An 11,675-nucleotide genomic window follows, 5' to 3' on the forward strand; every position below is an offset into this window, starting at 1 on the left:
TAATTGATATAAGGAGGAGCATGATGGAAGAACAAAAGAAACGAACGACAATTGTTTTATTTAGTGGAGATTATGATAAAGCGATGGCCGCTTATATTATTGCAAATGGCGCAGCAGCTTATGATCACGAGGTGACTATTTTTCATACTTTCTGGGGGCTGAATGCGTTGCGTAAGGAAGAGATGGTGCCACTGAAGAAGGGATTTTTAGAAAAAATGTTTGGCAAAATGATGCCGCGCGGCGCTGATCGAATGGGGCTGTCAAAGATGAATTTTGCAGGAATGGGACCGAAGATGATCAAGCATGTGATCAACAAACACAATGCCATGACCCTGCCGCAGCTCATTGATATGGCGAAGGAACAAGAGATCAACCTCGTGGCATGTACGATGACGATGGATCTCTTAGGGCTGCAGGAGAGTGAATTATTAGCTGACATTCAATATGCCGGTGTGGCAGCGTATTTAGCAGAGGCAGAAATCGGGAATGTGAACTTATTTATCTAGGGGGTGTCCATACATGATTCAAATGCTTTTGCTCATTATTGTGATCGCTTTGCTTGTGAGCCGTTTTCTTCCCGTACGGGGTGTGAAACAAATGGACGCAGCTCATCTGAAACCTAAATTGCATAGTCGGCATCAACAGCTGATAGACGTGCGATCACCTTTTGAATTTCAAACAAATCATATAAAAGGCTTTCAAAATATCCCCTTATTCCAGTTAAAGGAACGAGCGCATGAGCTTGAGAAAGACAAAGAAGTGTATGTGATCTGCCAGAGCGGGATGAGAAGTATGCAGGCGGCTAAATTGTTAAAAAAACAGGGATTTACCCACATTACGAATATCAAGGGTGGCATGAATGCTTGGCGATTATAGGTATAAATAGACTTTGAAATATACCCCCACCCCTATAAAAGGAGGAAAAACAATGCAGCAACCAACAGCAATTCTAGATGCAAAAGGATTGGCATGCCCAATGCCCATTGTCAAAACGAAAAAACAAATGAATGAGCTCTTGCCAGGAGATGTGCTTGAAGTGCAAGCAACCGATAAAGGGTCTACAGCGGATTTAGCAGCTTGGTCAAAAAGCGCCGGTCATGAATTTTTAGGAACAAAAGTAGAAGGACAGGTGCTTCATCATTTGATTCGTAAAGGTGGAGCGAAACAGGAGGAGCAGTCAATGATTTCGGAAATGTCGTTGAACATGTTTCAACAGAAGGTAAAAGAAGATCAGTCATTGTTTATTTTAGATGTACGAGAGCCAGATGAATACGAAGCGGGTCATATTCCAGGAGCTGTTCACATCCCTCTCGGTGAGGTGGAACAACGTGCTGAAGAATTGAACCGAGAGACGCTCATTTACCTCATCTGTCATTCAGGTAGAAGAAGTGAATTAGCCGCACAAAAGTTAAAAGAAAAAGGATTTCATCAATTGATCAATGTAGTGCCAGGCATGAACAGCTGGACAGGAGAGATTGAAAAATAGGAGCTGAATGAAACGATGACTGTAAAAGCAATGACAGCAGAACAGTTAACAAAAAAGATTATCAACAAAGAGCCGATCTTTTTGTTGGATGTACGAAATGAATCAGATGTGCAGGACTGGAAAATTGAAGGGAAAGCCGTTGAATATTTAAATGTGCCTTACTTTGAGCTTCTTGATGGCGTAGAGGATATGGTGGAGAACATACCGGATGACCTAGATGTACTGGTCGTTTGTGCGAAAGAGGGCTCTTCTATTATGGTGGCAGAGATGCTGTCAGAGGCAGGCAGAACGGTCCATTATTTGCAAGGCGGCATGAAGGCATGGAGTGAGCATTTAGAGCCAGTGAAGATCGGTGATTTAACTGGCGGTGGAGAGTTGTACCAATTTGTGCGAATGGGCAAGGGATGCTTGTCGTATATGATCATGTCGAATGGGGAAGCTGCGATTATTGATGCGGCTAGAATGACGGAGGTCTATACGCAATTTGCTAAAAAACATCAAGTCACAGTGACGCATGTGTTTGATACGCACCTTCATGCGGACCATATATCTGGCGGGAAAAAGCTGTCTGAACAGACTGGCGCTATCTATTGGCTACCGCCAAAAGACGCCGAAGAGGTGACATTTGATTACAAACACCTTGAAGAAGGACAGCGTGTGACGATTGGAGCGACGGAGATTGATATTCATGCCCTTTATTCACCGGGCCATACGATTGGTTCAACCTCTTTTATCGTAGACGGCCGTTACCTCCTTTCAGGTGATATTTTGTTCATTGATTCGATCGGACGACCTGATCTAGCCGGTATGGCGGAGGACTGGGTAGGTGATTTGAGGGAAACCCTTTATACACGATATACGGCGCTTTCGGCAGAATTGATTGTGCTGCCTGCACATTTTATGATCGTGGATGAGCTGAATGAAGACGGAAGCGTTTGGAAGGAGCTAGGCGCTTTGTTTGAAGAAAATCACGGGCTGAACATTGAAGATGAAGACGTATTTAGACAAATGGTCACGCAGCATCTACCTGCACAGCCAAACGCTTATCAAGACATTCGGTCTACCAATATGGGGAAGCTGCATCCAGACGAGGAAGCGCAGCGAGACATGGAAATTGGTCCAAACCGTTGTGCGATTCGATAATGTTCAATAAAATAAAGAAGCGAGGGATGATCAGATGACATCAGATCACATTTTAGACGTAACCGGGCTTGCATGCCCGATGCCAATTATTCGGACGAAGAAAAAAATGAACGACTTGGCAGAAGGTCAAGTATTAGAAATACATGCAACAGATAAAGGAGCTAAAGCTGATTTGGCTGCATGGGCTAAGTCAAGCGGACATGAATTGATCACACAGACGGATGAAGGACATGTGCTGAAGTTCTGGGTGAGAAAAGGGTCCTAAAGGGGAGAGGGGTATCTATGAGGGAGCCCCTTTTCCTTTTGCAAAGGAGGAGACCAGCGTGGATTTTGCATTTTTCATTACTTTATTTATCATCGGATTTATTGGTTCCTTCTTATCAGGAATGGTCGGAATAGGAGGGTCGGTGATCAACTATCCCATGCTGCTTTATATCCCGCCTCTTGTCGGAGTGATGGCATTATCGGCACACGAGGTTTCAGGGATTGGTGCCATTCAAGTACTATTTTCGACACTCGGCGGTGTGCTGGCGTATCGAAAAAGCGGATTTTTACATCGACCATTGATTTTATATATGGGGAGCAGTATATTGGCAGGGAGTTTATTAGGCAGCTATTTATCACATTTCCTTCCAGAGAAAGGCATCAATGTAGTCTATGGTCTGCTTGCCATTGTCGCTGTCATTTTAATGCTTGTTCCGAAAAAAGGTCAGCAGGCAGAAGCGGATGGAGAGGTGACTTTTCATAAAGGACTGGCGGCTGGTATTGCCTTTGTGATCGGAAGTGTATCGGGTGTATTAGGTGCAGGCGGTGCCTTTATTTTAGTGCCGGTGATGCTATCGATTCTCAAAATCCCTGTGCGGATGACGATTGCCTCGTCTCTGGCGATTACGTTTCTCTCTGCAATCGGCGCATCGGCTGGGAAAGTGCTGACTGGTCAAGTCATGTTCATGCCTGCTCTTGTCTTAATGGCGGCCAGTCTGATTGCTGCGCCGATTGGGGCGAAAATTGGTCAGAAAATCAATGCCGTTTATTTGCAATGGGCGCTTGCCGTGATGATTACAGCTACAGCGATCAAAATCTGGGTGGATTTATTATAAGAAAAAGACCAACAACTGAGAGCAAGGGCTCTTTTCCATGTGTTGGTCTTTTTTATTTCATGTCATCGTGCTCGATATACGTTTCAAGTGCAGGGTGGTACTCTTTTTGATAATGAAGATTGGGGCATGTTTTCACGACTTTGCCTTGCAAGGCATTGGACTTCGAGACATCTAATGCTGTTTTACATTTTGGACAGCGTTCGTTAAAAATTGAGAGCCAACGCTTCATAGATCACCACTCCAGTTAAAGTCTTGAAAACCGATTATATTAATATGAATTATAGGGGATTGTGTGAATGAGGTCAATGGATATTTGGCTCTTTTTAACAAAAAAAGAAGCATCGTATAAGATGTTTCAGCGTGTAGACAAACCCTCGTATTCTTTGTCAGTCCTGCGTGTTGGTGCTTGCGAATGTCAAATTCGCTCTGCCAGTACTCGTCCTTCCTAGGTTGCAAAGTTTTTCTATCACGCTGAAAAGAAGACAAAGGGCTAAAATAAAGTTCATTTTAGCCCTTTGTCAACAATCAGAAGCATCATTAGTAGGCTTTTGCCCAGAACACCATATCAGAAGCAGGTTTCCCGCAGCAGACACATGTGTCAGAAACGGATTCTTGTTCAAACGGGATACAGCGTGATGTCGCCCCTGTTCTCTCTTTGATGTCGTTTTCACAGTCTTCATCGCCGCACCACATGGCTTTGATCAACCTGTTTTCTTCGGCAAGAAGCTGCTCGATGTCTTCGATTGTGTGGGCGTTTGATGTTTTTTCATGTAATCGATCTTTTGCTTTTTCGTACATCGTCTGTTGAATGTCTTCAAGCGTGGCCGTGATGGTTTGTTCGAGTGCATCTAACGTGACGGCTTGCTTTTCACCTGTGTCTCGTCTTGCGAGCATGATCTGGCCTTTTTCCATATCCTTTGGTCCCACTTCTACACGTAAAGGGATGCCCTGCATTTCACATTCGTTGAATTTCCAGCCTGGCTGTTTATCACTTGCATCGATGTCAGCGCGTGCGATGCGGGCGAGTCGATCCTTTAATTCATAGGCATGATCGAGGACACCTTCTTTATGGGAAGCAATTGGCACAACACGTACTTGGGTTGGCGCAATGTTTGGCGGCAGGACTAGTCCTCTGTCATCGCCATGCACCATGATCATAGCGCCAATGATTCTTGTAGTGAAGCCCCATGATGTTTGCTGGACATGCTCTAATTTTCCTTCTCGATTTAAAAATTCAATGCCAAACGCCTTGGCAAATCCGTTGCCGAAGAAGTGAGAAGTGGCGGTTTGCAGGGCTTTTCCGTCATGCATCAAGCTTTCAACCGTATAGGTGAAGCGAGCGCCAGCGAATTTTTCTTTCTCTGTTTTTCTTCCTTTAATGACAGGGATCGCTAGAAGCTCTTCACAAATAGACGCATAGACATGGAGCATTTTTTCTGTTTCTTCAATCGCTTCTTGCTCAGTCTCGTGACAAGTGTGCCCTTCCTGCCAGAGGAATTCAAGGGTTCTAAGGAATGGACGTGTTGTCTTTTCCCAACGGACGACATTGGCCCATTGGTTATATAGCTTCGGTAAATCACGATAGGAGTGAATGATGTTTTTATAATGCTCAGCGAACAGCACTTCAGAGGTTGGTCTGACGCAGAGTCTTTCTTGTAATTCCGAATCACCGCCATGTGTCACCCACGCCACTTCAGGAGCAAAGCCTTCGATATGATCCTTTTCTTGCTGGAGAAGGCTTTCTGGGATAAAGAGCGGCATATAGACATTCTCGTGACCCGTTTCTTTGATTTGACGATCAAGTTCGTCGCGAATATTCTCCCAAATTTTAAAACCGTATGGCTGAATAATCATACTGCCTCTAACGCTTGAATAATCGACGAGACGCGCCTTTGTGACAACATCTGTATACCACTGGGCAAAGTCGTCTTCCATGCTTGTAATTTTCTCAACAAATTGTTTCTTTGACATCGTCTTTTTCCTCCTTTTAAAAAAAACAAAAAAGCTGTGCTTTAAGTTAGGGACCATTCCTGGTGGTACCACCCTAATTTAAAGCACAGCTTTACACTCGATCATGATAACGGTATGAACCGCTGTATGAAACAGAACTAAATCGGCAGGTTCACTTGAAGATGTCAGTAGGAACTTCTCAGCACCGTTCCCTCTCTGTTAAAGGTCAATTCAAGCTACTATTCCAGATCTACGTTGATCCTTGTTCGTTGATTTTTCATCAGTTTACCTGTAAATGGGGGAGAAAGCAAGTTGGTCCGCAAGTTCATTTCATGCCTTTCTGAGGTCGTTTATGTCGAAGAGCCATTGGCAAACATTTTCTATTTTTGCAGCTTGCACGTTATGGAAGGCTATGCTAATATATTTGAAGAAAAAAATAGACTTGTATAACCTCAATAATATGGTTTGAGGGTTTCTACCAGGATCCGATAAATCCTGATTACAAAAGCGCGCTTTCCTTTTTTGTAATCAGGGTTTTTTTGTTTGTCTGCACCCTGTATCAAAAGTGAAAGCCATGATATAGAGAAGGGATGTTAGACATGAACTGGAGAGTTTATTTATTAGCTGTTTCTACTTTTGCGGTTGGATTAGTTGAGCTTGTGGTCGGAGGCATTTTGCCAAGTTTAGCAGAGGATCTCAATGTGTCTCTTGCGACAGCTGGGCAGCTGATCACGGTATTTGCGATTGTGTATGCTATTTCAGCACCGGTGCTACTGACCGTCACAGCCAAAATCGAACGAAAGCGTCTGTATTTAATCGCATTATTGGTCTTTACATTAGGCAATGTATTCACATATTTTAGTTCCACCTTTGCCCTTGTCATGATCTCTAGGGTCTTGATTGCCATGAGTACAGCGCTTGTTGTGGTGCTATCATTGACGATTACGGCCAAGCTGGTGGAACCGGCGCATCGAGCGAAAGCATTAGGTCTGATTTTTATTGGGATTAGCTCATCACTTGTTCTCGGTGTACCGATCGGTATTTTTATTACAGAGAGCTTTGGCTGGAGAGTGATGTTTTTAGGAATCAGTATTCTGTCAGCCATATCCATGGTACTCATTTATTTTCTATTGGAGAAAATGCCTGTTGAAAAAGTCACACCGCTTAAAGAACAAATTCGTTCTTTAGGGCATCCGAAAATTTTCAGTGCACATTTGATTAGTTTGTTCATGCTTGCTGGTCATTATATGCTGTATTCTTATTTCACGCCATTTCTGATGGAAGTTCTGCGTATGACTCCGTTTTGGATTAGTATTTGTTATTTGGTCTTCGGGCTTGCGTCGATTGGCGGGAATGGGTTTGGCGGCTGGCTGAGTGACAAACTAGGATCAGGAAAAGCCATTTTGCTTGTGACCATGGCGTTTGCCATTGTGATGTTTATCCTTCCTTATACAGCGGGAGTGTTTATGCTCTTTATGGTGATGGTTGTCCTATGGGGTGCTCTTAGCTGGGCACTGACACCTGCTTTGCAGAGCTATTTGATTCAAACAGACCCTGTGACGTCTGATATTCAGCAGAGTTTGAATACATCCGCTTTGCAAATTGGGATTTCCATTGGATCAGCCGTGGGCGGCGTCATGTTTACAATGACTGGTTCATCCGTTGACTTGGCTAAATTCGGCGCTATTTTTGTGCTGATTGCCTTTAGCTGTGCAGTGATTTCATTAAAGAGACCGCCGCTTTATATGGATCGTCAGCATCAGGCTGAATAGAAGAGAATAAGAACATTTTCGTGTTAGTTAGCTGCCTCATCATAGGCAGCTTTTTATTTTTTTAAAACCACACCTTCACTTTTACCAGTAATGACTTCTTCTCCATGCTGATTGATATAACGGGAAAAAAGGTGGACACGATGGTATTTTTCAAGGGGTTCTACCTTGGTGACGGCCATCTGACAGGTAATGGTGTCACCTGTATAAACAGGGCGTATGAAGGTACATGTCATCTCTTGACCGATAAAATGAAACTGACCACCAAGCTTCGTGGCTAGACTTGCTGTGAGAAAACCGTGTACCATGAGCCTGCCTTGATCATCTAGCTCGGTATGATGTTTGCCAAGATCACCTGTCATCTCGCCAAATTGAATCACATCTTCATGCGTATAGGTTTTGCTTGTTTGAAATTGATCGCCTGGTCGAACCATTTGTTCTTCAGCTCCTTTTTTTAAATGTACCAAAGGAGTGAATGAATGTACATTCATTTTTGTGATGAGATGTTAGAGGCAAAGAAGAGACAGGATGCCTTTCTTTACCCTCGATAAGTCAGGAAAAATGTCATCTTCTATTCAAAAACAACCATTTCTCCAATTGGTTGAAATCCGGCACGCTGATAGATATGTTTGCCGTCATTTGAGGCTTGTAACATCACACACTTTTGTTTGTTATCTGTTTGGGTCAGAAGGTAATGAAACATGTCACTGCCAAGTCCTCTTCCGCGGTGTTCTGCCTTTGTGATGACATCATAAATACCGTAGCTGTCTGCTGTTTCAATCAATAAGCCCGTTGTGACCGGTTTGTTGTGTTCATATCCAACGAACATGCGGGTACTCGGGTGTAATCGTTCAATCGAAAAGCGCTGGAAATAGCTGTTTAAAGCGATTGCCTCGGGTGATCCTTCGAAAAGTTCGATAAATAAATGTTGATAATCGAGAAAGGTTTGATCGTCAGTCACTTCCTTGATCGTAAGCGATTGAGAGGTCCTTTGATCGATGTCGTTTGTATGTTCAAGCATCATGATGGTATTGCGTTCCACTTCTTGAAGCCCATATTTCTGCATGATATTCGACCAATCGGGGTGGAGCAGGCTTTGAGTGATCCATGTGCTGAATGCTAGCTGCTGTTGCTGCATTTGTTCGATGGCAGCTTCCACTTTTTGTTGATCTTGTATGTGCGCTGAAATGGGTAATAACAAATTGAACGTGTCAGTTGATATATGCGTGTTTGATAGAACGAAATCTTCCGTTGATAGGAACGATCCGTTTACAACAGAAGAAAACAAATTTATTTTTTCTTCTAACTGCCGAATGGCCATTTGCTGCTCTGTTTTCATTCTCTCACCTTCTTTTTTTGATTGAGGGTTACCTATCATAAATAATAGCAAAGAAAAGGAAATTGTGCTGTCTCTTGTAATCTAGTAAAAAAGTTCTCTTATTTATCAGGTCTGATGACCCATTCTTTTCCTCATCCCCACATTTCTTTTGACTCCTTTATTGATTATTAGTACCATTTTATTAACCAGTTAAGAGTGGAGGTTCAGATGGAAACAAACGAGCAGATTGTCTTAAAAGCGATTCAAGATTTGATTATGCATAGGGAAAAGAAACGGAACGATCCAACAGATCCACTGATTACCACGACTGATACACTCAAGCAAGATTGGACACTTACACAGCTTCATATTTTATCTATGATTCAAGCAAACCCTAATGAATCCAATAATACATTTCTTTCACAACAACTAAAACTATCAAAACCAGCTATTACAAAGGCTGTGAAAAAGCTCATCGAAAAAGGCATGGTCGACTATTGCCACCGGCAAGGTGACAAGAAATCCGTCTATTATTCACTCACAGAGGAAGGCACACAGCTTGCGGCACTGCATGATGAGCTTCATGAACAGGCAGTCTCCTCCTATTTAGAATTCCTCCATGAATTTAATGAAGACGAGCTACAGGTTATTGAGCGCTTCTTAAAGGCTTGGAAGGAAAAGATATAAATAACGGACCGAAAGCTTTCTATAAACTAGATGCTTTCGGTTTTTTTATGGTAAAATTAACATATATTGACGTTATTCGTGATGATGTTTGAGGGAGGGAGCCGTGTTGGTGAAAGAGATGATGGAGAATTTTAAAAAATCTATTTTTATCATGCCGTTCGTCGGATTGTTTGTCAGCTTGCTATTATTTGTTTATTTTTTTGGGATCACAGGAGTTGAAGGGTCCATTTGGGCAGCTATTTTGTATTGTGCTCTGCCCTTTCTGATGTACACGATACTCTGTTTGCCTTTATGGATTTATTTTAAAGTCAGCAAAAAACGTTCAATACATAGAAATGAGGAACATACATGATCGTTGTTAGCGCTTGTCTTGCGGGATTAAAGGTCCGTTATAATGGCAGCCATCGATTAGATCAACGTATCGAGGAGCTTGTGCAGGAAGGAAAGGCGGTAACAGTTTGCCCTGAGCTGCTTGGCGGTTTCTCTACACCAAGACCTCCCGCTGAAATTATTGGTGGAGATGGTCATGATGTCTTACGGGGGCAGGCTTCTGTTGTTGATGTTCATGGAACAGATGTGACAGAGATGTATGTAAATGGTGCACAAGACACGCTTAAGCAGGTTCAGACTCTTGGCGCAACATCCGTCGTGTTAAAAGAGTACAGCCCTTCTTGCGGAAGCCGGATGATCTATCGGGGAGAGTTTAACGGGAAAACAAAGGGTGGGGACGGTGTGACGTCTGCCTTGCTGAAACAGCATGGGATTCAAGTATTCTCTGAGGAGGATGATTGGACCTCGCTGTTTGTATAGGGATGGCGTGACTTGAAGGAGGAGTTAGGTTGAAGAAGTGGATCATTGGTTTAGTAGTCGTTATTTTTATCGGAATAGGTCTTTATTTTATGATCAATGCCAAAACATATGCTTTTGATGATGTGGTCTCGATTGATAAAGATAAAGTGACTTCCATTCAAATTGAGCATGATGATGAGCGCGTTGTGGTGGATAAGAAAGAGGATATTCAAAAGTTGCTGAAGAAATTTTCGGGTATTCAATTAAAGAAAATAAACGAGGCTAAAAAAGCCTCAAAAGAATCTTATTGGATCAGAGTGTACGAGAACGAAAAGCAAATGTATGGTCTGACTTTTTATGACCAAAGCTTTTTAGAGACATATGATGGTTCTAAAACAAAAAATCGAATCAGTGAATACCAAATTGTTGATGCAAATCAAGTCGATATGGGACAATACATCAAATAAGATCATTCAGTCTATGAATGGTCTATTTTCATGCATGATCTTTCGCACATTCGGGTATAGTGCATGGTAAGCAAAAATGAAGCGGAGGTTTGTTTGATGAGTGGATTAACAGATACAGTCACATTAGCAAACGGAGTGAAAATGCCGAAGCTTGGCTTTGGTGTATGGCAAGTAAAAGATGGGGATGAGGCTGTAAATGCAGTCAAAGACGCACTTGAAGCGGGCTATCGCAGTATAGATACAGCAGCGGCCTATCAAAATGAAGAAGGTGTAGGCAAAGCCATTCAGCAATCAGGCATCTCTCGCGATGATCTGTTCATTACGACAAAAGTGTGGAATAGTGATCAAGGATATGAGTCAACGCTTGAAGCCTTTGAAACGAGTATGAACAAACTAGGTCTGGAAGTATTGGATCTTTATTTAATCCATTGGCCGGTTGAAGGCAAATATAAAGAAACGTGGAAGGCGCTAGAAAAGCTGTATAAGGATGGCCGTGTGAAAGCCATTGGCGTTTGTAACTTCCATCAGCACCATTTAGAAGATTTATTAGAAGAGGCAGAAGTGGTACCAATGGTCAATCAAATTGAGCTGCATCCGAAGCTGACGCAGGAGCCTTTACGTGACTACTGCAAGGCAAAAGGCATTCATGTAGAAGCATGGTCGCCATTAGGTAGCGGGAAACTTCTTAACCATCCGGTGCTTCAAGATATTGCGAAAAAACATGAGAAGTCAGTGGCGCAAGTCATTCTTCGCTGGGACTTGCAGCATGGCATTATCACCATTCCGAAATCTGTGACGAAGAGCCGAATCATCGAAAACACAAACGTATTTGATTTCGAGTTGTCCGCCCATGAAATGAGTGTCATTGATCAGCTCAATGAAGATGAGCGCACGGGTCCAGACCCAGATAACTTCGATTTTTAATAGAAAGAAAGCACAGGCGGGATGCCTGTGCTTTTTATTTGC

Annotated in this window: 15 protein-coding genes and 1 riboswitch; of the genes, 11 read left to right on the top strand and 4 right to left on the bottom strand. The window is 42.8% G+C overall.

The annotated features are described in order from the left end of the window. Positions 1–23 precede the first annotated feature (23 nt). The 6 genes from ACTJJD_RS13135 to ACTJJD_RS13160 are packed head-to-tail and all read left to right on the top strand — an operon-like array spanning position 24 to position 3,729. Positions 24–506 (top strand): DsrE/DsrF/DrsH-like family protein, encoded by a 483-nt coding sequence (locus ACTJJD_RS13135; protein ID WP_317328505.1) that lies wholly within the window; start codon positions 24–26, stop codon positions 504–506. A 13-nt stretch (positions 507–519) separates the two neighbouring features. Beyond that, positions 520–876, top strand: a complete 357-nt coding sequence (locus tag ACTJJD_RS13140; protein WP_317328506.1) for a rhodanese-like domain-containing protein — start codon at positions 520–522, stop codon at positions 874–876. 52 nt (positions 877–928) lie between these two features. Then, positions 929–1,486 (top strand): sulfurtransferase TusA family protein, encoded by a 558-nt coding sequence (locus ACTJJD_RS13145; RefSeq protein WP_008343883.1) that lies wholly within the window; start codon positions 929–931, stop codon positions 1,484–1,486. A 15-nt stretch (positions 1,487–1,501) separates the two neighbouring features. Further along, entirely contained in the window at positions 1,502–2,629 is a 1,128-nt protein-coding gene (locus tag ACTJJD_RS13150; protein ID WP_440608516.1) for an MBL fold metallo-hydrolase, read from the top strand. 34 nt (positions 2,630–2,663) lie between these two features. Continuing rightward, positions 2,664–2,894, top strand: coding sequence for a sulfurtransferase TusA family protein (locus ACTJJD_RS13155; RefSeq protein WP_008343881.1), 231 nt, complete (start codon positions 2,664–2,666; stop codon positions 2,892–2,894). A gap of 58 nt (positions 2,895–2,952) precedes the next feature. Further along, positions 2,953–3,729 carry a sulfite exporter TauE/SafE family protein gene (locus ACTJJD_RS13160; RefSeq protein WP_058214104.1) on the top strand — a complete coding sequence of 259 codons (777 nt, stop codon included), beginning with the start codon at positions 2,953–2,955 and terminating at the stop codon, positions 3,727–3,729. A 52-nt stretch (positions 3,730–3,781) separates the two neighbouring features. On the opposite strand, the gene ACTJJD_RS13165 is transcribed toward ACTJJD_RS13160, so the two are convergent. Together ACTJJD_RS13165 and proS are read right to left on the bottom strand one after the other, a co-directional pair. Continuing rightward, a complete protein-coding gene (locus tag ACTJJD_RS13165) occupies positions 3,782–3,958 on the bottom strand; it encodes a hypothetical protein (protein ID WP_017358723.1) in 177 nt (58 codons plus the stop codon). Positions 3,959–4,266: 308 nt separating this feature from the next. Beyond that, on the bottom strand, positions 4,267–5,700 hold the full coding sequence (proS, locus tag ACTJJD_RS13170) for a proline--tRNA ligase (RefSeq protein ID WP_242731455.1): 1,434 nt from the start codon (positions 5,698–5,700) through the stop codon (positions 4,267–4,269). A gap of 401 nt (positions 5,701–6,101) precedes the next feature. Next, positions 6,102–6,201, top strand: a riboswitch (purine riboswitch). Between the two features lie 77 nt (positions 6,202–6,278). Between proS and ACTJJD_RS13175 the strand changes: the two genes are divergently transcribed. Then, positions 6,279–7,451 carry an MFS transporter gene (locus ACTJJD_RS13175; RefSeq protein ID WP_242731457.1) on the top strand — a complete coding sequence of 391 codons (1,173 nt, stop codon included), beginning with the start codon at positions 6,279–6,281 and terminating at the stop codon, positions 7,449–7,451. A 53-nt stretch (positions 7,452–7,504) separates the two neighbouring features. Here ACTJJD_RS13175 and ACTJJD_RS13180 read toward each other — a convergent pair whose 3' ends face one another. Beyond that, positions 7,505–7,882, bottom strand: coding sequence for a hotdog domain-containing protein (locus ACTJJD_RS13180; RefSeq protein WP_073415831.1), 378 nt, complete (start codon positions 7,880–7,882; stop codon positions 7,505–7,507). 137 nt (positions 7,883–8,019) lie between these two features. Beyond that, positions 8,020–8,787 (bottom strand): GNAT family N-acetyltransferase, encoded by a 768-nt coding sequence (locus tag ACTJJD_RS13185; protein ID WP_213406349.1) that lies wholly within the window; start codon positions 8,785–8,787, stop codon positions 8,020–8,022. Positions 8,788–8,994: 207 nt separating this feature from the next. Here ACTJJD_RS13185 and ACTJJD_RS13190 point away from each other — a divergent pair, with 207 nt between their 5' ends. The 4 genes from ACTJJD_RS13190 to ACTJJD_RS13205 all read left to right on the top strand — a co-directional run bounded on the left by ACTJJD_RS13190 (position 8,995) and on the right by ACTJJD_RS13205 (position 11,633). Next, positions 8,995–9,453, top strand: a complete 459-nt coding sequence (locus tag ACTJJD_RS13190; RefSeq protein WP_024719151.1) for a MarR family transcriptional regulator — start codon at positions 8,995–8,997, stop codon at positions 9,451–9,453. A 348-nt stretch (positions 9,454–9,801) separates the two neighbouring features. Next, positions 9,802–10,263 carry a DUF523 domain-containing protein gene (locus ACTJJD_RS13195; RefSeq protein WP_193804024.1) on the top strand — a complete coding sequence of 154 codons (462 nt, stop codon included), beginning with the start codon at positions 9,802–9,804 and terminating at the stop codon, positions 10,261–10,263. A gap of 29 nt (positions 10,264–10,292) precedes the next feature. After that, complete coding sequence (locus ACTJJD_RS13200; RefSeq protein WP_007498466.1) at positions 10,293–10,709, top strand: DUF5301 domain-containing protein; 417 nt, start codon at positions 10,293–10,295, stop codon at positions 10,707–10,709. Between the two features lie 96 nt (positions 10,710–10,805). Then, complete coding sequence (locus ACTJJD_RS13205; RefSeq protein ID WP_440600265.1) at positions 10,806–11,633, top strand: aldo/keto reductase; 828 nt, start codon at positions 10,806–10,808, stop codon at positions 11,631–11,633. The last annotated feature ends 42 nt before the right edge of the window (positions 11,634–11,675 follow it).

This window comes from Bacillus sp. 22446 (assembly GCF_052044955.1).
Taxonomy (GTDB): Bacteria; Bacillota; Bacilli; order Bacillales; family Bacillaceae; genus Bacillus; species Bacillus altitudinis.